General features: G+C 74.6%; 14 protein-coding genes and 1 pseudogene. 4 read left to right on the top strand and 11 right to left on the bottom strand.

Annotation, left to right across the window (positions count from 1 at the left end):
- Positions 1 to 2: 2 nt before the first annotated feature.
- The 4 genes from ACFYYR_RS20840 (at position 3) to ACFYYR_RS20825 (ending at position 5,828) form a co-directional block, all read left to right on the top strand.
- Entirely contained in the window at positions 3 to 968 is a 966-nt protein-coding gene (locus ACFYYR_RS20840; RefSeq protein ID WP_388855306.1) for a LacI family DNA-binding transcriptional regulator, read from the top strand.
- Between the two features lie 223 nt (positions 969 to 1,191).
- Positions 1,192 to 2,337, top strand: coding sequence for a hypothetical protein (locus ACFYYR_RS20835; protein ID WP_388855303.1), 1,146 nt, complete (start codon positions 1,192 to 1,194; stop codon positions 2,335 to 2,337).
- Positions 2,338 to 2,354: 17 nt separating this feature from the next.
- Entirely contained in the window at positions 2,355 to 4,367 is a 2,013-nt protein-coding gene (locus tag ACFYYR_RS20830) for an aconitate hydratase (RefSeq protein ID WP_388855300.1), read from the top strand.
- Between the two features lie 57 nt (positions 4,368 to 4,424).
- Positions 4,425 to 5,828, top strand: coding sequence for an NADP-dependent succinic semialdehyde dehydrogenase (locus ACFYYR_RS20825; protein WP_388855297.1), 1,404 nt, complete (start codon positions 4,425 to 4,427; stop codon positions 5,826 to 5,828).
- Between the two features lie 197 nt (positions 5,829 to 6,025).
- On the opposite strand, the gene ACFYYR_RS20820 is transcribed toward ACFYYR_RS20825, so the two are convergent.
- The 11 genes and pseudogenes from ACFYYR_RS20820 to ACFYYR_RS20770 form a co-directional block, all read right to left on the bottom strand.
- On the bottom strand, positions 6,026 to 8,209 hold the full coding sequence (locus tag ACFYYR_RS20820; protein ID WP_388855294.1) for a SpoIIE family protein phosphatase: 2,184 nt from the start codon (positions 8,207 to 8,209) through the stop codon (positions 6,026 to 6,028).
- Positions 8,210 to 9,001: 792 nt separating this feature from the next.
- Positions 9,002 to 10,033, bottom strand: coding sequence for a DUF3048 domain-containing protein (locus tag ACFYYR_RS20815; protein WP_388855454.1), 1,032 nt, complete (start codon positions 10,031 to 10,033; stop codon positions 9,002 to 9,004).
- Positions 10,031 to 10,813: pseudogene (locus ACFYYR_RS20810) on the bottom strand (Mut7-C RNAse domain-containing protein); the annotation flags it as partial. The pseudogene ACFYYR_RS20810 and the gene ACFYYR_RS20815, both read right to left, overlap by 3 nt.
- A complete protein-coding gene (locus tag ACFYYR_RS20805; RefSeq protein WP_388855292.1) occupies positions 10,810 to 11,100 on the bottom strand; it encodes an acylphosphatase in 291 nt (96 codons plus the stop codon). The gene ACFYYR_RS20805 and the pseudogene ACFYYR_RS20810, both read right to left, overlap by 4 nt.
- A gap of 157 nt (positions 11,101 to 11,257) precedes the next feature.
- Positions 11,258 to 12,055, bottom strand: a complete 798-nt coding sequence (locus ACFYYR_RS20800; RefSeq protein ID WP_388855289.1) for a DUF72 domain-containing protein — start codon at positions 12,053 to 12,055, stop codon at positions 11,258 to 11,260.
- A gap of 56 nt (positions 12,056 to 12,111) precedes the next feature.
- Positions 12,112 to 12,666 (bottom strand): DUF1990 family protein, encoded by a 555-nt coding sequence (locus ACFYYR_RS20795; RefSeq protein ID WP_388855286.1) that lies wholly within the window; start codon positions 12,664 to 12,666, stop codon positions 12,112 to 12,114.
- Between the two features lie 366 nt (positions 12,667 to 13,032).
- Positions 13,033 to 14,154: an aromatic acid exporter family protein gene (locus ACFYYR_RS20790; RefSeq protein WP_388855283.1), complete on the bottom strand. Its 1,122-nt coding sequence runs from the start codon at positions 14,152 to 14,154 to the stop codon at positions 13,033 to 13,035.
- A gap of 392 nt (positions 14,155 to 14,546) precedes the next feature.
- Positions 14,547 to 15,272, bottom strand: coding sequence for a VOC family protein (locus ACFYYR_RS20785; protein ID WP_388855451.1), 726 nt, complete (start codon positions 15,270 to 15,272; stop codon positions 14,547 to 14,549).
- A gap of 189 nt (positions 15,273 to 15,461) precedes the next feature.
- On the bottom strand, positions 15,462 to 16,991 hold the full coding sequence (locus ACFYYR_RS20780) for an FAD-dependent oxidoreductase (protein WP_388855448.1): 1,530 nt from the start codon (positions 16,989 to 16,991) through the stop codon (positions 15,462 to 15,464).
- A gap of 782 nt (positions 16,992 to 17,773) precedes the next feature.
- A complete protein-coding gene (locus tag ACFYYR_RS20775; protein ID WP_388855280.1) occupies positions 17,774 to 18,538 on the bottom strand; it encodes a crotonase/enoyl-CoA hydratase family protein in 765 nt (254 codons plus the stop codon).
- Positions 18,535 to 20,181, bottom strand: a complete 1,647-nt coding sequence (locus tag ACFYYR_RS20770) for an acyl-CoA dehydrogenase family protein (RefSeq protein ID WP_388855277.1) — start codon at positions 20,179 to 20,181, stop codon at positions 18,535 to 18,537. The genes ACFYYR_RS20775 and ACFYYR_RS20770 overlap by 4 nt, the downstream gene beginning before the upstream one ends.
- Positions 20,182 to 20,253: the final 72 nt, after the last annotated feature.

Genomic DNA, 20,253 nt, shown 5'->3' with positions numbered 1-20,253 from the left:
TCATGACGGAGCGCACAGGAAACCTGGAAACAGGACGCGGCGCCCAGGCCCCCAGTGGTGCTGCGGCCCGCGACCCGACGTACACGATCGCCCTGCTCTTCCCGCCGTCCGGCGCCGACCGGGACTACCCGGCGGTGCAGCTCGCCTTCATCGGAGGGGTGGCCGAAACCGCCACCACGCACGGCTACGACCTGTTGCTCACGCCCTGTAAGTCGGGGAAGGACCTGGCGTTCCGGCGGATGGTCGGTGAGCGGCGCGTGGACGGCGTGATCGTGATGGAGGTCCGCCGGGAGGACGACCGCATCCAGCATCTCGCCGAAACGGCCTTCCCCTTCGTCGCCATCGGCCGGAACAGCGAAACCACCGAGGTCGGCTGGGTCGATCTCGACTTCGCCGGCCTGGCCGGCGGATGCGTTCGGCACCTGACCGAACTGGGGCACCGCAGGATCGCCTTCGTCAACAAGTCGGAGCAGATCTTCAACAGCCAGTACGGGTACGCCCGGCTCGGGAGCGAGGGCTACACCGAGGCGATGACGGAGCTGGAACTGACCCCGCGGGCGTATTTCAGTGGCGATGACATCGCCGCGGGAGAGGTCGTCGTGCAACAGATCCTGCACGACGACCCGGCCACCACGTCCCTGGTCGTCATGAACGAAGCGGCCCTGGAGGGCATCTACCGCGGGCTGACCCGGCACGGCCGCAGCGTGCCGCGCGACTTCTCGGTCGTCGGTGTGGCGGCCAGCCGCTGGGCGGAGCAGGTGAGCCCGCCGCTCACCGCGGCGGAGATACCTGCGAAGGAGATGGCCCGAATCGGCGTCGACCTGATGGTGGAGCGGCTCACCTCGCCCGCCTCGCCGCCCCGGCACGTCCTGCTGAAGCCGCTGATCACTCTGCGCGCCAGCACCGGTCCCTGCCGGCCGGTTTCCGATGCGGAGGCGGAGCCGGAGTTCCCCGACTTCGACTTCTGACTCCGACGAAGTGGTCTACGCGCGTCACGGCGTCCCCGGTGCGGCGTGACGTTCGCCGTGAACACCGACGCGCACTCGACGTTCCCCGGGCCGGCTCACCGCGGAAGATGTGATCCACCCCTTGCCCCTGGCCCGGCTGCGCCGGGTTTCTCCACCGCGTCGGCTGGGCACCCGGACCGTCCTGGGGTCTGCCCACCACCTGTCCCCGAGCCTGGGGGAGATCATGGAACTCGGCTTTCTCAAACCGCTCTTCGACCGTCCGGGCCCCTGGGCGTCGGTCTACATCGACACCTCATGGGCGAGCGAGGACGCCGCCCAGCAGTGGCACCTCCGCCGTCGCGCCGTGGCGGGGCAGCTCATCGACGAGGGCGCCGACGCCTACACCTGCGAGGCGCTGATGCGCCGTCTCGCCGAGGAACCCGTCGCCGGAACCCCGCCCGGCAGGGCGCTGTTCGCCGCCGGCGCCGAGGTCGTGCTCGACCTCCCGCTCGCCGCCGCCCCGTACATCGGCGAGGCCAGCTGGTCGACCCTGCCGCACACCGCCCCGCTGGCGGGGCTCCGCGACGACCAGCCGCCCTGCCTGGTCGCGTTCATCGACCACCTCGGGGCCGACCTGGAGCTGTGGGACGCGCTGCGCCAGGAACCGGCGGGCCGGGCCCAGGGCACCCCGCGGCGCGGGCACCGCACCGTCCCCGATGACCGCCACGAGTGGCACTACCGGAACAAGGTCGAGAACACCTGGAAGCAGAACGCGGAGATCATCGCCGACGAGATCATCCGGACCTGGCCGGAGTGCGGCGCCGGGCTGCTCGTGCTCGCCGGCGACGCGCGGGAGCGCAAGGTCGTCCGGGAGCGCCTGCCGCAGCAGGTCCGGGCGGTCACGGTGGAGACCGAGCACGGCAGCCGGTCCTCCGCCGGACGGGCGAACGGGCACCTGGACGAGGCCGTGGCCGGGATCCGGCAGGAGCACGCCCGCAAGCGTCTCCTGGACGCCCTCGACCACTTCCGGGCCGGCCGGGGCCGCGGCGGCGAGCACCGCCCCGGCAGCGTCGAGGCGGGCCCGGGAGAGGCCGCGGAAGGCGTTCCGGCCGTGCTGAACGCCCTCCGCAGCCACCAGGTCGCCACGCTGCTCCTGGCGCAGATCGCCCCCGACGCCGGCCGGGACGTCTGGATCGGGCCGGGCGCCGACCAGGTCGGTGTGCAGCGCGGCGACGTCCAGGCCATGGGCGTCCCCAAGCCCGAACGGGCCCGTGCCGACGACGCCCTGATGCGCTCCGCCGCCGCCGGTGACGCCGAGGTCATGCTCGTCCCCGACGGCATGGCGGGACCCTCCGGCGGCCTCGGCGCGGTCCTCCGCTGGACCGCCTGAGCGCCGGAGCGGACGGCATGGGAACCGGTGGCCCGGCCCCGCCCGCGGCCGGCACCCTCGCCCACCAGCTGATCGCCGCGCATCTGGTGGAGGGCGCCGCGCTGCCGGGCGAGGAGATCGGGCTGCGCGTCGACCAGACCCTCACCCAGGACGCCACCGGCACCCTGGTGATGGAGGAGCTGGAGGCGCTGGGCGTGGACCGGGTCCGCACCGGCCTCGGCGTGAGCTACGTCGACCACAACATCCTGCAGACCGACCGGCGCAACGCCGAGGACCACCTCTTCCTCCGCTCCGCCGCCCGCCGGTTCGGGCTCTGGTACTCCGGGCCCGGCAACGGCGTCTCGCACCCGCTCCACCTGCAGCGCTTCGGCGTCCCCGGCCGGTCCCTCGCCGGGGCCGACTCGCACACCTGCGCCGCCGGCGCGCTCGGCATGCTCGCGATCGGCGTGGGCGGCCTGGACGTGGCGCTGGCCATGGCGGGGCATCCGCTGCGCCTGCGCATGCCCCGGATCGTGGGGATCCGGCTCACCGGAGTGCTGCCGCCCTGGGTCGGTGCCAAGGACGTCGCCCTGGAGCTGCTGCGCCGGCACGGGGTGAAGGGCGCCGTCGACCGGGTCCTGGAGTACCACGGCCCCGGGCTCGCCGCCCTGACCGCCATGGACCGGCACGTCCTCGCCACCATGGGCGCCGAACTCGGCGCCACCGCCAGTGTCTTCCCCGCCGACGAGGCGGTGCGGGCGTTCCTGCGCTCCGTGGGTCGCGAGGAGGACTTCACCGAGCTCACCGCCGGACCGGAGGCCCGCTACGACCTGTCGGAGGAGATCGATCTGTCCGGGCTGGAACCGCTGATCGCCCGGCCCTCCTCCCCGGACGACGTGGTGCCCGTGCGGGAGGCCGCCGGCGAGCCCGTGTCCCAGGCCGTCGTCGGCTCCTGCGCCGACCCGGGGCTCCGCGACATCGCCGTGGTCGCCGCCCTGGCCCACGGCCGCCGGGTGGCCCCCGGCGTCAGCCTCGACATCAACCCGACGTCCCGCGGGGTCCTGCTGGACCTGACCCGGATGAGCGCCACCGCCGACCTGATCGCCGCCGGGGCCCGCATCCACCAGGCGGGCTGCCTGGGCTGCATCGGCATGGGACAGGCACCCGCCACCGGACGCAACTCGCTGCGCACCGTGCCGCGCAACTTCCGCGGCCGCTCCGGCACCGAGGAGGACGCGGTCTGGCTCTGCTCCCCGGAGACCGCCGCCGTCTCCGCGCTGACCGGGCGGATCACCGACCCCCGCGAGTGGGCGGCCGAGACCGGCGCCCGGCACCCGGAGCTCGCCCTGCCCGACCCGGCCGCCACCGTCGCGACGCTGGAGGAGCCTCTGCCGCCGGACGTGGCACGCACGGTCCGGCCGGAGCGCGGGCCGGGCATCTCCGGGCTCCCCGAACTCGATCCCCTGCCGGACACCCTGGAGGGGCCCGTCCTGCTGACGGCCGGTGACAACGTCTCCACCGACGACATCGCGCCCGCCGGCGCGGCCGCCCTCCCCCTCCGCTCCGACATCCCCGCCCCGGCGGCGTTCACCTTCACCCGGATCGACCCCGACTACCCCCGCCGCGCCGCGGAGACGCCGGGGCCGCACTTCGTCGTCGGCGGCGACAACTACGGACACGGCTCCTCCCGGGAACACGCCGCGATCACCCCCCGCCACCTGGGGCTCCGGGCCGTGCTCGCCACCTCCTTCGCCCGGATCCACCGGCAGAACCTGGCCAACTTCGGCATCCTGCCCCTGACCTTCGACGACCCCGGGGACCGGGACCGCATCGCCGTGGGCGACCGGCTGCGGCTGGAGGGCCTGCACGGCTCCCTCGCCCCCGGCGCCGGACCGGTGCTCCGGGTGCACAACATCACCCGGGGCGAGCACTACGCCGTCCACCACCGGCTCTCCGCGCGGCAGTGCGAGGCGGTGCTGGCCGGCGGTGTCATTCCCGCTCTGGCGCGCCGGACCCGGACGGTGGAAGCGCATTCCTCCGCACGGGAGTAGAACAGGGAGCAAACGGGCACCCGCGTCCGTATCCCCGCATTCCGAGGAGGAGCTCCCGTGCCGATCGCCACCGTCAACCCCACCACCGGGGAAACGCTCAAGACCTTCGACGGACTCGGCCGGGCGGAGATCGAGGACCGGCTGGCCCGCGCCAGCGCGGCCTTCCTCCAGTACCGGACGACCGGGTTCCCGCGGCGGGTGGAGCTGATGCGTGCCGCGGCGGACCTGCTGGAGGCCGACCGGGACGACATCGCGCGCACCATGACCGTCGAAATGGGCAAGCCGGTCACCCAGTCCCGCGCCGAGGCCGCCAAGTGCGTCAAGGCCATGCGCTGGTACGCCGGCCACGCCGAGGAACTGCTCGCCGACGAGCGCCCCGCCCGCGCCGACATCGAGGACTCCGGAGCGGCCGACACCGTGGTGCGCTACCGCCCCCTCGGTCCCGTCCTCGCCGTCATGCCCTGGAACTTCCCGCTCTGGCAGGTCGTCCGGTTCGCCGCGCCGACCCTGCTGGCCGGCAACGTGGGCCTGCTCAAGCACGCCTCGAACGTCCCCCAGACCGCTCTCTACCTCGAGGACCTCTTCCGGCGGGCCGGCTATCCGGAGGGCTGCTTCCAGACCCTGCTGGTCGGCTCGGACGCCATCGCGGACATCCTCCGCGACCCGCGGGTCGCCGCCGCGACCCTCACCGGCAGTGAGCCCGCCGGCCGCTCCGTCGCCTCCATCGCGGGCGACGTGATCAAGAAGACGGTGCTCGAACTCGGCGGCAGCGACCCGTACCTCGTGCTGCCCTCCGCCGACCTCGACAAGGCGGTGGCCACCGCCGTGACCGCCCGGGTGCAGAACAACGGGCAGTCCTGCATCGCGGCCAAGCGCTTCATCGTGCACGACCGCGTCTACGACACGTTCGTCGCCGGGTTCGTCCAGCGGATGAGCGCACTGGCCGTCGGCGACCCGCTGGAGGGCACCACCGAGGTGGGCCCGCTCTCCAGCGAGCAGGGCCGCCGCGACCTGGAGGAACTGGTCGACGACGCCCGGGGCCGCGGCGCGACGGTGCTGTGCGGCGGCGGCCGTCCCGAGGCGCACCCCGCGGGCTGGTTCTACGAGCCGACGGTGCTCGCCGACATCACCCCGGACATGCGCATCCACCACGAGGAGGCCTTCGGCCCGGTGGCCACCCTCTACCGGGTGCCGGACCTGGACGAGGCGGTACGGCTCGCCAACGACACCCCGTTCGGCCTCAGCTCCAACGTGTGGACCCGGGACGACGCCGAACAGCAGCGGTGCGCCCGGGACCTGGAGGCGGGCTGCGTCTACTTCAACGGCATGACCGCCTCGCACCCGGCGTTCCCCTTCGGCGGGGTGAAGCGCTCCGGCTACGGACGGGAGCTGTCCGGGCACGGCCTCCGCGAGTTCTGCAACGTCACGACCATCTGGCACGGAGCCCCGTCCGGCGGCTGACGCCCGCCCGGCCCGGCCGGCGCACCACCGCGGCCCGCGGTGCGCGTCGGCCGGGCCGCGGTGCGTTCACCCCGTGGCCCGGAGGCGGGGGAGCGGCGGGCGGCTCATCCGGGTGACCGCCGCCCTGGGAGAGACCCTCGGCGCCCGCCGCCCGCCGCTCGCGAAAAGCTCCCGGTGGCCGCTGCACTGACGGCGCGTCACGGCCCGCCCGGCTCCTCGTGCACCGTCCCGGTCCCGGTCCGGGGCGGGGCCTCCGCCGTCCCGTCGGCCGTCGCCGCGGTGTGGGCCACCACCGCCCCCTCCGGCCGGACCTCCGCCACCAGCAGCGCCACGTCGTCGTGCCCGTCCGGGTCCCGCAGCGAGTGCAGCAGCAGATCGCAGGTCCGCTCCAGGGAACGCCGCGGCCCGGACAGCATCCGCACCAGCGCGGTCAGCCGGGCGTCGATCGGCTCGTCCCGGGTCTCGACCAGGCCGTCGGTGTACAGCACCAGCCGGCTGCCCGGCGGCAGTTCGAGGTCCACGGTCTCGAACGGCACCTCGCCCACCCCGAGGGGCACCCCGGTCGGGACGTCGATCAGCTCGGCCGTGCCGTCCGGGCGGACGAGGACCGGCGGCAGATGGCCCGCGGTGGAGATCCGGCAGCGGCCGGTCGCCGGGTCGAAGCTGGAGTAGACGCAGGTGGCGAAGGCCTGGTCCAGCCCGGTGGTCACATCGTCCAGGTGCCGGAGCAGCGCCGCGGGCTCCAGGTCCAGCCGGGTCAGGGTGCGTGTGGCGGTGCGGAGCTGGCCCATCGTGGCGGCCGCGGAGATCCCGCTGCCCATGACGTCGCCCACGACCAGCGCGGTCTTGTCCCCGGTCAGCGGCAGCACGTCGAACCAGTCCCCGCCGACCTCATGGGTGGAGCCCGCGGGCTGGTAGCGGTAGGCCACCGCCAGCCCGGGCTGGCGCGGCGGGCGCTGCGGCAGCAGGCTGCGCTGCAGGGCGAGCGCGGTGCGCCGCTCGCTCCGGTACAGCCGGGCGTTGTCGATGCTGATGGCCGCCCGCGCCGCCAGCTCCCAGGCCAGCAGCTGGTCGTCCTCGTTGAAGGGGGCCGGCGTCCGGGCCCGGATCAGGCTCAGCGTGCCGATGACATTGCCGCGGGCGATCAGCGGCACCCCCAGGTACGAGTGGGCGCCGGCCCGGGCCAGCAGCACCGCGGAGTCGTCGTCCCGGGCGACCCGGCGCAGGGTGTCCTCGTCCACGTGCGGCACCAGGATGGGTTCGCCGGAGTCCACGACCTGCGTGATCAGCCGGTCCCGGGCGTACTGTGCGACGTCCCCGGCCGGGTCCGGGGCGCGCGACGCCTCCGTGCGGTACGCGGCCTTCACCGCCAGCGCCCGGAACACGGCGGGTCCGCTGCTGTCGGTGGGCCCGGAGGTGTTCTGCCGGTCGCCGAGGATGGAGTCGAGGATGTCGACCGCGGCCAGGTCGGCGAGATCGGGTACCACCACCTCGGCGAGCTCCCGGGCCGTGTGGCGCAGGTCGAGCGTGGTGCCGATCCGGACACCGGCGTCGGCGATGAGCGCGAGCCGCTTCCGGGCCCGGATCATCTCGGTGGTGGCGCTGTGCCGCTCGGTGACGTCGACCACGGATATCGCCACGCCCAGCACGTGCCCGCCGGTGTCCTCCAGCCGGTAGTACGACACCGACCAGGCACGGTCCCGCCCGGGGTCGCCGGGGGTGCGCCCGACCGCGTACTGGTCGAGCAGCGGCGAGCCCGTCGTCAGCACCTGGTGGGTCGCGGACTCGACGGCCTCCACATCGAGGAAGGGCAGCGCCTCCGACACCTTCTTCCCCAGGTGGTCGGAGGTGGACATGCCGTTGATCCGCTCCAGTGCGGGGTTGACCAGGACGTAGCGCAGATCGTGGTCGAGCACGGCCAGGCCGATGGGGGACTGGCTGATCAGCCGCATCGAGAGGGCCAGATCGGTCTCGACCGTGCGCAGCGTGGTCTGGTCGGTGGCGATGCCCAGGGCGTAGGCGTTCTTCTTCTCGTCCAGCATGCGCATGTTGCGGAACTCGACGAGACGGGTGCTGCCGTCCTTCGTCCGCACCGGGAAGCCGCCGGCCCAGCTGGCGCCCTCCAGGACCTGGCCGAACAGATCCTTCACCAGCCGCGTGTGCTGCGGGTCGACCAGCAGGGCGGCGCCCGGCTGGCCGAGCGCCTCCTCGGCGGTGTAGCCGAACAGCTCCTCCGCCGACGGGCTCCACAGGGCGATCCGGCCCTTGGCGTTGAGCACGACGGCGGCGACCCCCAGCGCGTCCAGCAGGCCCCCGGGCGCGGACGGCTCAGGGGCAGGGCTCTGGCCTACGCCGGCCCTCCGAGGATCGGTCTGGCTCATCCCGGGCACCTCTTTCGGTTGCCCCGTCCTCTCGCCGCAATGCCTCCATCGTCCCTTGGATGTGCGTCTTGCGCAGGTGTGCTCGGCGCACCGATTCGGGGCGGTCGCCGCACGTCACCGAGGTGTGGCGGTGCGTGACTCCGCCGAGGTCGCCGGGGTGGGCCGACCGTTCGGGGAGGCTGTCCGCTTCCCCGGGCGGCCGGTCCCGGCCACCTCGCGTTGCTTCTTTTCTTCATCGATTTTGAGCAGAATCCGGTTCCGCTCCGTTCTCCATGGCAACACGGTTCGACCGACCGTGGCCGGGGAGCGAGGACGGAGCGGGACGTGGCGCGCAGGAGAACGGGCGCGGGCCGGGAGGCCGGCGGAGAGCGGGCCCACGGCCGGGCCGCGGGGGACCGGGGCGACAGCCCGGCCGGCCCGGGCCGGCCTGACACGACCCGGGCCTGACACGGCCCGAGAGCTCCTCCGGGGCTCGGTCCGACAGGAAGCGGACGGAGCCGGGACGCCGCGGTGTGCACCCGCGCAGGGCGTCTGCCGGAGGACGGGGCTCTGCGGCGGCCGGTGTGCGATCGCGCGGCGGACCGCCCGGTGTATTGGGGTGCACCGGGACGGCGAACCACCGCGCGGCGCACCCGCCGGCCGCCGCAGAGCCGGGGGGTGACCGGAGAGCAGCGCCGCCACATGTGCCCGGCGGCGCTGCCTCCGCTCCCCAGCAGTGCACTGCCGCTCGCCGGCCTCCCAGCAGGCCAGCAGCAGGCCAGCAGCAGGGCGCACAGCGGGCAGCGGGCCCCGTCAGTCGCCCGTGAGCAGCACCCAGACCGGCCCGCGGGCGAAGTTCAGCGGGTCCCCGGACGGGGTGGTGAAGTCGGTGCCGCTCTCCGCGTCGGACCGGCTCCACCGGGCGTCGTACGCCTTGCCGTCCCGCAGCACCAGCGCCGTGCCGGAGCCCACCGTCTCGCTGTACGGCGAGACGCTGCCCAGCTTGTCCTTGAGCGTCGAGTCGCGGATGGTGATCCGCTGGACCACCACCGTCGCCGCGCCGTCGCGCCCGCCGTCCGTGGTGCGCGCCGGGGTGCCGTCCATGGACACCAGCCACCGGCCGGCCTCCGCCGACCAGGTGAAGCCGTACCGGGCGGCCGGATAGCGCACGGTCTCCTCCGTCACCCGCCGCCCGCCCTCCGGCGCCGCGCCGAACCGGAACCCGATGCCGGCCGCCCTGCTCGCGTCCGGAGCGGCGGCCAGCGCCCGCGCCGGACGGACGTAGAGGTTGTGCGGCGCCGGACGGTCGCCGCCCCGGAAGTACGCGTCCGGGGCCTTCCCCGGCGGCACCGCGAGGACCGGGGACTTCTCCAGCACCGGACGCAGCGCGGACTGCGCTCCCGAGTACGCCAGCGCGGGCCGGCCGAACTGCTCCAGCAGCTCGATGTCCGACTCCCGCGCACTGCGCACCGGCCCCAGCACCGAGGGCAGCCGTGAGGACAGCACGGCCAGGAGCCGGGTCGCCCCGCCCTCGACCTGCTCCACATAGACCAGGTCGGCCGCGCCGAGACCGGTGTGCGGCCGGGCCGGCGGGACGTTGTCCACCTTGACGGCGAGCACGGGCGCGGCCCGCGCCGGGAGCCCGGTGAACGGCGAGACCTCCTGCGACCGCGTCGGCGACGGCTCCTCCTCCGACCCGGAGTCCGTGCACCCCGCCAGGCCCGCCACCAGCACCACGGAGACCAGGGCGACCGCGGTCAGCCGGCGCGCCGCCCGCACGATCCCCTCCAGCCGGCCGCTGTGCGCCCCGCGCCAGTAGACCTTTCCGCAGTCCGGGCAGCGCATGAACCGGTCGTAGGTCCGCCGGGTGCCCGGCCGCAGCAGAGGGGCGACGGCCGCCTTGTCGACCGGCGACAGCGGGGCGGCGTTGCACGCCATGCAGCGGGTCCAGGGGGCCAGCCGGGGCGCGAACCGGTCCAGGACGTCCGCCAGCTGAGCATCGGGCCGGGCGCCGCGCACGTACGCGCCCCGCCACAGGGCCCGGCGCCGCAGCAGCCCCCGGTCCTGGGTCAGCAGCACCCGGCGCTCGGTGTTCGCCTGCTCGATCAGCGCGTCGTCGTCCATGTCGTTGCGGTAGGCCGCGTCCACCCCGACCAGCCTCAACCGCCGTGCCAGCGTGCCGAGATGGACATCCAGGACGAACCGCAGCGGATCGGGGGCCGGGTCCTGCGGACGGCCCACCGGGCGTACCTCCACCACCTCGCCGCCGCGCGGCCGGTAGCCGGGGTCCACCGGGCGCCCGTCGACGAGCAGTGCGCCCACCTCCGGCAGCGGAACGCCCACCGACTCGACCAGATGGCCGAGCGAGGACGTCCCGTCGGCCGTCACCGGCACCTCGCGGTCCCGGTGACGCGCCGCCAGAAACAGCCGCAGCCCGGCAGGGAAACGCAGGAGCAGTGCCGACTCGTCCACCCCTTCAGGATGCCACCCGGGGCCGGTTCCGAGCGGGGTGCGGAGGGGCGTGCCGGGCCACGGACCGGTGACGCGGCAGCGTGCGCCACCGCGGTCGGGCGCCGGGCCGGACTCGTGCGGCAGCCGGTTCCCTCCGGCCGGTCGCGCCGTCATGACCGGGCGGAGGGCCGGACCTCGAAGCCGGTGAGCCCCTCCGGCCGGCCGTCCTCGACGGACACCTCGTCCACGGACGCGGCGGACGGCCCGTGGCGCGTCCAGGCGAGCATCTCCGCGACCCGCTCGGGCGCACCCTCGAAGACGGCCTCGACGGTCCCGTCGAGCCGATTGCGCACCCAGCCCGCCACACCGCGCGCCACGGCCTCCTGGCGGCAGCTGTCCCGGAAGAAAACGCCCTGCACCGCCCCGGCGACCACCACCCGCCGGTGCACGATGTCTGCCATACCCCTGCTTCCCTTCGCGCCCGGTCCATCACGTCCACGCGCCGTGGGCCCCGTACGCCGGGCGGACGACACCGCGGCGGGTGCGCCCGGACCGCGCGCCGCGCCGGGCCGGGCGTCCTCGGCCCCGTACGACCGCAGGTATATCCCGCGTCCGCGATCAGTGTGCGGAGCCGCGCCCGGACGGTGCCCGGGAGACGGCACGGGGCGGCGTCCGGCTGACCGGGCAGCCGTGCCGGGAGGCCGCCGCGGCGAAGGCCACCGCGTCCCGGACGGCGGCACCGTCCGTGTCGTTGTTGAAGTAGACGAAGACATCGGCGTCCGCGGGCCAGGTGTCGGAGATCCGCCGCACCCAGGTGGCCAGTGCCTGCCGTCCGTAGCGCGGCCACGGCTCGGCACGGCCCCCGTGCAGGCGCAGATAGCCCCACCCCGTGGTGCGCCAGAGCGGTGTCACCGGCCGGGACTCGCGGTCCGCCCAGCACAGGGCGGCGCCGTGCCGCTCCAGGGTCCTGCGGACCTCCGCCGTCCACCACGACGGGTGCCGCGGCTCGACCGCCACCCGGGTCCCGCCGGGGAAGCAGCCCAGGCAGGCGTCCAGCGCCCCGGCGTCCGCCCGCAGCGTGGGCGGCAGTTGGAGCAGCACCGGGCCCAGCCGCGGACCGAGCCCCGCGGCGTGCTCCATCAGCCGCCGCACCGGCTCCTCGGGATCGCGCAGCCGCTTGATGTGGGTCAGATAGCGGCTCGCCTTGACGGCCATGACGAACCCCTGCGGGGTCCGGTCCCGCCAGGTGGCGAAGGTGCCCTCGGCCGGCAGCCGGTAGAAGGCGTTGTTGCTCTCGACGGTCGCGAACCGCCGGGCGTACTCCTCCAGCCACAGCCGCTGCGGCAGTCCGGGCGGATACAGGACGTCGCGCCAGTCCCGGTACTGCCAGCCGGACGTGCCGACGAGAACGGTCATGCCCGATGCATGCCCGGCGCGGTGCTCGCCCTATCAGGGGCCCGGAGCGGTGCCGGTCAGCGGCTGCTCACCGCGGCCACGACCGCGCGCAGATAGCGCCTGGCGGCGGCGTGCTGCACCAGCCGGGTCAGCGGGCCTCCCCAGCGGGTGTACCAGGTGCCCGGCCGGGAGAACGCCGCCACCTCGAACCACACGCCGTCGTCCGCGTCGAGTGTGACGGTGAACGACTCCTCCCCGCACTCCGGATGACCGGACAGCGTCCCGTACGCGAAACCGGCGCGGCGCTCCTCGTGGAGCGTCCAGACGACGCGGCACGGGATCACCCGGCGCGGGAAGCGCAGCCCGGGGACGCGGATCGTGATCAGCACCGTCTCCCCGGGCGCCGCCGGATCCCCCGGATACACGCTGAAGCCGGAGCCGCGCTGCGCGGCCCAGTCCAGGACGTGCGCCCCGGCCCGTTCGAAGAGCTCCCGGCCCTCCCCGAGGCGGACGCGGTGGTGCAGCCGGGAGTACCCCGAGGGGAACGGCCCGTCCAGGGTGGCCCCGTGCTCGGGGTACGTCAGCTGCTGCTCGCACGCGCTGGTGTGCTGGCGACGCAGGTCCGCAGGCATGGCCCCAATCTACGGAGCGCCGGGACACCCCGGTGGCCGGGGTGCCGGTACCCCGGGTTCCGGTTCGGGGCTCGTTCGGGGCGGTCCAGTCCGGGCCGGTCACCTGTTCAGGCCGGCCATCCGTCCGGGCCGGCTTCCCGGTCCCGAAATCTGCGTCCGGACTCCGGAAGCCGTTGTGTCCGTCTTTCGTCCGGCACAGGGGTGCCCAGCCCGGACAAAAGTCGGAGCTCTGCTGTCTGCCCCGGCCCTTGTTCGCCCCCGCTCCCGGGGGGAGCCGCCCCAGGTCGCCTGCCGTGGGGAGGCAGCTGTGGGCAGGTAGCCGTCCTGGTCCGGCCGGGGCGCCGGACCGGCGTCCGCCCGGGGCCCTCAGCGGGCCGCCGCCCCCACCGCCTCCACCGGCGTCACCTCCGCCGACTCCGGGACCAGGTCGAACAGCAACTGCAGGGCGAGCGCGCACAGCTGGGTCTGCGCCAGATGGCGGTTCGGTGCTTCCTCCCCGTCCACGCCGTAGGTCTCCATGGCCAGCGCCCGCACCGAGCGGTAGCAGGCCCACGCCTCCTCCAGCTGCTCCTCCGACGGGCCCTGCCCCGACCGGCCGCACTCGGCGGCCAGGCCGGCGAGCAGGTCGAGGAGATCGCCGAACTCCTCCCGGAAGCCGGTGCTCAGCAGCGACGGGTCCGAACCGGCACCGCCGCGCCGCGCCTCCCGGGTGAGCACCCGCGCCTGTTCACCCGCCGCGTACAGCGAGTCGAGCACCGTGTGGGCGGGCAGCGGCGGATGCTGCCGGGCCAGCCGCGACCGGGCGTTGAACCGGTGGCTCTCGGCGGCCGTCAGCTGGGCGTCGGCGACGTGCAGGGTGGTGCGGTGCACGGCGAGCAGCCGTTCCGTGCGGTGCGCCGAGCCGTACAGAGAGCCCTCCCGGATCTCGGCCGCCGTGTCGCGCAGCAGCTCGGCGGTGCGCAGCCCCAGCCGGTAGGCGGCCTCCCCGGCCTCGGCCCGCCGGAGCGGCGGCGGCAGCACCATGTTGACGACGATGCCCATGGTCACGCCGATGACGACATCGGCGAGCCGCGGCAGGGCGTACGACGCCGGCGCGGTACCGCCGACCAGCAGGACGAACAACGCGGTGAACGGCACTTGCAGGCCCTGGCCGTCCAGCTTGCGCCAGGCCCCCAGCAGCAGCGCCGCCGGGACGACGACCAGGATCCCCCACAGCCCCTGACCGAAGAGCAGCGACACCGGGACCGCGAGCAGCACCCCCAGCAGGAAGCCGACGGCGAACCGCCCGGCCTCGCGCATCGAGCTGAGCACGGTCGGATAGACGCCCACCAGCGCGGCGAGCGGAGCGAAGTAGGGCTGGTCGTGCCCGGGCAGCAGCAGAGCCAGCCACCACGCGCCACCCGCAGCGACGGTTGCCTTGGCGAGCAGCTGGATGTCGGGCGCGGGCTTCCTCGGCTCTGCGAGGGCCCGGATCAAGCGGTCGAGCATGTGTCCTCGGCTTACCCCTCGTGGTCCTGCGGATAACGTTCCGGCCGGCGCTCCGAACGGACACCGCGAGCGGACGGATGCGTGCCGCGGCTCGGTGCCGGCCTTCGGATGTCCCCCTGGAGATTCCCCCTGCCGGGAGGCCGCGACGATGTCGGCGGCGAACTCGGGTCACGGACGGTTCAGTTGACTGATCGGCCGGGCGGCTGCGGCCCGGACGGGACGAGTGCCCACAGGTGCCGCCCCGGAAGACAACGAACCGCGCCTCATCATTCCGCTGAAACCGTAACAAAAAAGGGCGAACAGTACCGTAGTCGGAAGTGAACGGAAGGCGACGCCGATCTCCCGGCTGCCACGGTCGGCAGGGAGCCTCGACGGACAAGGTGGAACACGTTTCAGTGAGCGAGGTGGAACAGGCCGCCCTCGGGATCCCGCAGCTCCGCGATCCGGCCGAAGTGCGCGTCGGAGGGTGGCGAGACGACCGTCCCTCCCGCGGCGAGCGCCCGGTCCGCCGCGGCGTCGACGTCGTCCACGCAGAAGTAGACGTGCCACTGGGGCCGGATGTTCGGGTCGGGGGCGTCCTCGACGCCGCCGCCCCGGAGGCCGGCCACGGTGTGGCCGCCGATCCGCAGCACCACCCGGTCGTCCTCGTACCGGACGTCGATGCAGTTGTCCTCCGGCCGGTCCCAGTCGAACACCTCGCCGTAGAAGAGGGCCGACGCGAACGGATCCCGGGTGCGCAGCTCCAGCCAGGCCGGGGCGCCGGCCCGCCGGTTCACCCGCCAGTCCGGATCGACCTCGCCCTCCCAGACGCCGAACACCGCGTCGGCCGGGTCGGCGGCCCACGCCACCCGGCCCTTCCCGAACTCGATCGGCCCCACCGCGACCGTGGCGCTCCGCTCCAGGATCCGCTCCGCCGCCAGGTCCGCGCTGTCCACCGCGAAGTACGCCGTCCAGCACACCGGGAACCCCAGGGTGCGGGCCATCGCCCCCAGTCCGGCCACCGGCGTCCCGTGGGCGAGCGCCACGGAGTAGCTGCCCGCGCCCTGGAAGCCGGGCTTGTACTGCCAGCCCAGCACGGAGGAGTAGAACTCCTGGGCGCCGTCCAGATCGTGTGCCATCAGGCTGACCCAGCAGGGCGCACCCTGCACCGCCGGCGGTGTCGCAGGCACGGCGGTTCACCTCGCTCCCGCGGAAATGCTCTGTCTCCACCCTCCGCCCTGAGCGCCGCGAACGCCACCCCGTCCGCCCGCGTCCCGGTCCCGTGCCCATCCCGCGCTCCAGGAGCACCCTCCTCCCGCTCCCGCCGCTCACTCCTCGAGGTCCCGGGGTTCCAGGGGCCGGATCGCCGGGCCCTCCAGCACCGAGCCGTCGACCGCGAACCGTGAGCCGTGGCAGGGGCACTCCCAGGCCCGTTCCGCCCCGTTGAACTGCACCAGACAGCCCAGGTGGGTGCAGCGCGCGGACACCGCCGTCGCGGCGCCGGAGGGGTCGCGGTATACCGCGCAGCGCCGCCCGCCCAGCTGCACCACCGCGCCGCTGCCCGGCGGGATGTCCTCGGCCGAGTCGACGTAGGAGGTGTGCAGCCGGTCGGCGACGAAGTGCCGGCCCACCTCCGCCTGCCGCTGGAGCAGCGTCGGCGCCTCCCGCAGATGCGGCAGCCGCCTCGGGTCGTACAGCTCCGTCCAGCCCGGCCGGGGGCCGCCCGCGATGTGCGAGGTCAGCAGCCGGCCGGACATCACCCCGCCGCTCAGCCCCCAGCCGCCGAAACCGGTCGCCACATAGACGTGCTGGGTGCCGGGGTGGAAGTGGCCGACGTACGGCAGCCCGTCGGTGCTGTCGTTGTCCTGCGCCGCCCAGCGATGGGTGATCCCGGCGCCCGGGTAGTGCTGGTGCGTCCAGTCGGCGAGCCGCGCGAACCGCTGCTCCGCGTCCCCCGTACCGGGCTCGAACGACTCGCCGGTGACGATCAGCAGCCGGTGCTCGTCGTCCAGCGGGGCGGTGCGCACCGACCGGGTGCGCCGCTCGGGCGTGATGTACATGCCGATGGGGGCGCTCCCGGCGGGCACCGGCGCGGCGACCACCAGCTCCCGGCGCGGTTTCAGCCGGGTGAACAGCAGGGCGCGGTCGAACACCGGATAGTGCGTGGCCACGACGGCGTCCCGGGCCACGACCGTGGCGCCGTGCTCGGTGCCGACCCGGCAGCGCGCCCCGTCGTGCAGCTCCGTCGCCCGGGTGCGCTCGAAGATCAGCCCGCCCCGGTCGACCAGGTCACGGGCCATCGCGAGGAGGAACTTCCGGGGGTGGAACTGCATCTGGTCCTCCACCCGCACCGCTCCCGCCACGCGGAACGGCAGCTCCGTCGTCGTGACGAACGACGCCGCCAGCCCCGCCTCCCGTGCCGCCTCGGCCTCGGCCCGCAGCTCACCGACCCGCTCCTCCGACTCCAGATACGTGTACGCGGGGACCCGTTCCAGCTCCGCGTCGGCCCCCAGCTCGGCGCAGATCCGGCCGACGTGCTCGACCCCGTCCTGCTGCGACTCCGCGTACAGCCGGGCCGCCTCCGCCCCCTGCTGCTTCCGCAGCCGCGCGTAGACCAGGGTGTGGAGCGCGGTCAGCTTCGCCGAGGTGTAGCCGGTGACACCGGAGCCGATCCGGTCGGCCTCCAGGAGGGCCACCTTCTGTCCGGCCCGCTCCAGCTCCCACGCGGTGCACAGCCCGGCGATGCCGCCGCCGATGACGACGGTGTCCACCTCCAGACCGGCGCGGAGCGGCGGGTACCCGGTGTGCTCCGCCGAGACCATCCAGTACGACTCCCGGGCCGTCCGCAGATCCGCCATGGGGCCCGGGTGCCCCGCGCCGGGACCGGATAACGCGGCGCTGCCGGGGGGCCGGGGCCGGGAGCGGACGGAGTCCCTGATCAGCGGCGTGCACGCAGCGTGGTCGGCCACGCCGGAATTGTCGCGCGCGGCGGGCCGATCGTCGCTATTCTGGAAGCTGACGGACAGCCTCTTCAGGGAAGCACCGACACCCTCGGCCCGTCCCGGGATGCGCCATTCACCATGGCCGCCATCCCGGTCGCGTAGTCCGGCGCCACCGCGTCCGAACAGCCCTTTCCTCAGCCCCATCGGGCGTCCGGCGCCCGGTCGAGGTTCCGTCGGCACGTCCGGTTCACCCGACGCGAAGGAGTGTGCGCGGTGACACCTCAGAAGACGAAGCGACATCAGCTCCCCCCGGAGCCTGAGGAGCCTCACAAGCGGATGAAGGAGGTGCGCAACCTCGATGTCTGGGCCAGATCAGCGCCGATCCGGCTGGCAGGCTACGAGGAGGACCCAGCCGAGTCGCACATTCTGCGCGGCATCGACTGATCCCGTCCGCTGACCCATCCGCTGCACTCGGGGCCCGGCCGGAACGACGGCCGGGCCCCGAGACGCGTACCGGGCCGTAGCGATTCCCGACGAGACGCACCCGCCCCGGGCGGGTCCGCCGGTCCGCACCGGGCCGGCACCTCGCGGGCAACGGTCACCGCGTGCCCCCGTCCGGGCCCGGACGGGGGCACGCGGTGCCGGTACGAGGGCGCCTTCAGCGTCCGGCGGGCAGGGCGGCTCCGACGGCCCGCCCCTCACAGCGCGCCGAAGTCGCCGTGCCGCCCCGCGCCCCGGGCGAAGCGCGCCGCACCCTCCAGGCCCTCGGCCAACACGGCCCGGCCGCCGCGCAGTTCACCGGCCATGGCCGCCTCCTCGCCGAGACCGTCCTGCGCCAGCAGCGAGGCCCGGTCGGCCCGCAGACACGCCTGCGGGAAACGGGCGATCTCCGCGGCCAGGGCCTCGGCCTCGGTCCGCGCCAGGCCGGGCGGCACCAGCCGGGTGGCCAGCCCGATGTCGTACGCCTCCCGGGCCGGGACCGGACGCCCGGTGAGGACGAGGTCCATCGCCCGGGCGGTACCGATGAGCCGGGGCAGCCGGACCGTGCCGCCGTCGATCAGCGGCACGCCCCAGCGGCGGCAGAAGACGCCGAACACCGCGTCCTCCTCCACCACCCGCAGATCGCACCAGAGCGCGAGCTCCAGCCCGCCCGCCACGGCGTGCCCGCTCACCGCGGCGATCACCGGCTTCGCCAGCCGGAGCCGGGTCGGGCCCATCGGCCCGTCCCCGTCCGGCTCCACCCGGTTCCCCGCTTCCGTACCGGCCGCCTTGAGGTCCGCACCGGAGCAGAACGTCCCGCCCTCGCCCCACAGCACCGCCACCCGCGCCACCGGATCGGCGTCGAACGCCCGGAAGGCGTCGGCCAGTTCGCGGGCCGTCGCGCCGTCCACGGCGTTACGGGTCCCGGGCCGGGACAGCACCACCGTGGTGACCGGGCCCTGCCGTTCGACGCGCACACTCATCCGGCGGCCTTCGGCCGGGCGCGCTCCAGGATCGGCGCCAGATCCGTGCCCGCCGGGAGCGTGCCGAACGCGTGGCCCCAGTCCCCGCCGAGCCGGGACGCGCAGAACGCGTCCGCGACCGCCGGGTCGCTGTACCGGACGAGCAGACTGCCCTGGAGCACCAGCGCCATCCGCTCCGCCAGCCGCCGGGCGTCGAGCTGGGCGCGCGCCGGATCGGCGAGCCCGGGCAGGGCGGCCCGGACCTGGGCCACCGCCGCGTCCAGCCGGCGGTCGGCGCCGGCCGCCGCGTCCAGCTCCGCCAGCAGGGCGTCCAGCCCCGCCGGCTCCTTCCCGAGCGCGCGCAGCACATCGAGCGCCGCGACATTGCCCGAGCCCTCCCAGATCGACAGCAGCGGCGCCTCGCGGTAGAGCCGCGGCATCCCGGACTCCTCCACGTAGCCGTTGCCGCCCAGGCACTCCAGCGCCTCCGCGGCGTGCGCGCTGCCCCGCTTGCACACCCAGTACTTGCCGACCGCCAGGCCCAGCCGGCGCAGCGCCGCCTCGGACGCGTCCCCGGCCTGGGAGCGGTCCAGGGCCGCCGCCAGCCGCATGGCCAGCAGGGTCGCCGCCTCCGACTCCACCGCGAGGTCGGCGAGGACGTTGCGCATCAGCGGCTGGTCGGCCAGCTCGGCGCCGAACGCCCGCCGGTGCGCGGTGTGGTGCAGGGCCTGGCGCAGCCCCGCCCGCATCCCTGCCGCCGTCCCGATCACACAGTCCAGCCGGGTCACATTGACCATCTCGACGATGGTGCGCACCCCGCGGCCCGGCTCGCCGACCGGCCAGGCCACCGCACCGTCGTACTCGATCTCGGACGAGGCGTTGGAGCGGTTGCCCAGCTTGTCCTTCAGCCGCTGGAGGTGCATGGCGTTCCGGGTGCCGTCCGGCAGGACCCGGGGCAGCAGGAAGCAGGTCAGCCCCTCGGTCGTCTGCGCCAGCACCAGGAACACATCGCTCATCGGGGCGGAGGTGAACCACTTGTGCCCGGTGAGCCGGTAGGTGCCGTCGCCGGCCGGGACCGCCTGTGTCGTGTTGGCCCGTACGTCCGAGCCGCCCTGCTTCTCCGTCATCGACATGCCGGCGATCAGCCCGGACTTCTCCAGCGGCGGCCGCAGCCCGTAGTCGTAACTGCGGGCCGCCAGCAGCGGTTCGTACACCGCGGCCAGCTCCGGCTGGGCGCGCAGCGCGGGAACCGCCGCGTACGTCATGGAGACGGGACAGCCGTGACCCGCCTCCGCCTGCGACCAGACGTAGAACTGGGCGGCGCGGAACAGGTGCGCGCCCGCCCGCGACTCGGCCCACGGCGCGGCGTGCAGGCCGTTCTCGACGGCGACGGTCATCAGCCGGTGCCAGGCGGGGTGGAACTCGACCTCGTCGATCCGGTGGCCGAACCGGTCGTGGGTGCGCAGCCGCGGCGGGTGCTCCTCGGCGGCCCGCGCCCACTCCTGCACCTCGTCCGAGCCGGCCAGCGCGCCCAGCTCCCGGATCCGCTCCTCGCCCCAGCCCGCTCCGTCGCGCCGCAGCGCCTCCAGCAGGGCGGGGTCGTCGGCCGCGCTGAACGGGGTCAGCGGCGGCGCCTGGTTGAGGACTTCATGGGTGGTGCTCACGGCAACCTCCGGGGAGTGGCGTGGTCGGCTCCTGTCCTGGACGTTACAGTTTCACTGCGCGCGTCGGAAGCA

Source organism: Streptomyces sp. NPDC001922, from assembly GCF_042891165.1.
Classification (GTDB): Bacteria; Actinomycetota; Actinomycetes; order Streptomycetales; family Streptomycetaceae; genus Streptomyces.
This window is presented reverse-complemented; position numbering and strand designations above follow the sequence as displayed.

Coding starts and splice junctions, on each gene's coding strand:
- ACFYYR_RS20840 (WP_388855306.1), top strand. CDS start 3: ATGACGGAGCGCACAGGAAACCTGGAAACAGGACGCGGCGCCCAGGCC.
- ACFYYR_RS20835 (WP_388855303.1), top strand. CDS start 1,192: ATGGAACTCGGCTTTCTCAAACCGCTCTTCGACCGTCCGGGCCCCTGG.
- ACFYYR_RS20830 (WP_388855300.1), top strand. CDS start 2,355: ATGGGAACCGGTGGCCCGGCCCCGCCCGCGGCCGGCACCCTCGCCCAC.
- ACFYYR_RS20820 (WP_388855294.1), bottom strand. CDS start 8,209: ATGAGCCAGACCGATCCTCGGAGGGCCGGCGTAGGCCAGAGCCCTGCC.
- ACFYYR_RS20815 (WP_388855454.1), bottom strand. CDS start 10,033: ATGCGCTGCCCGGACTGCGGAAAGGTCTACTGGCGCGGGGCGCACAGC.
- ACFYYR_RS20805 (WP_388855292.1), bottom strand. CDS start 11,100: ATGGCAGACATCGTGCACCGGCGGGTGGTGGTCGCCGGGGCGGTGCAG.
- ACFYYR_RS20800 (WP_388855289.1), bottom strand. CDS start 12,055: ATGACCGTTCTCGTCGGCACGTCCGGCTGGCAGTACCGGGACTGGCGC.
- ACFYYR_RS20795 (WP_388855286.1), bottom strand. CDS start 12,666: ATGCCTGCGGACCTGCGTCGCCAGCACACCAGCGCGTGCGAGCAGCAG.
- ACFYYR_RS20790 (WP_388855283.1), bottom strand. CDS start 14,154: ATGCTCGACCGCTTGATCCGGGCCCTCGCAGAGCCGAGGAAGCCCGCG.
- ACFYYR_RS20785 (WP_388855451.1), bottom strand. CDS start 15,272: ATGGCACACGATCTGGACGGCGCCCAGGAGTTCTACTCCTCCGTGCTG.
- ACFYYR_RS20780 (WP_388855448.1), bottom strand. CDS start 16,991: ATGGCGGATCTGCGGACGGCCCGGGAGTCGTACTGGATGGTCTCGGCG.
- ACFYYR_RS20775 (WP_388855280.1), bottom strand. CDS start 18,538: ATGAGTGTGCGCGTCGAACGGCAGGGCCCGGTCACCACGGTGGTGCTG.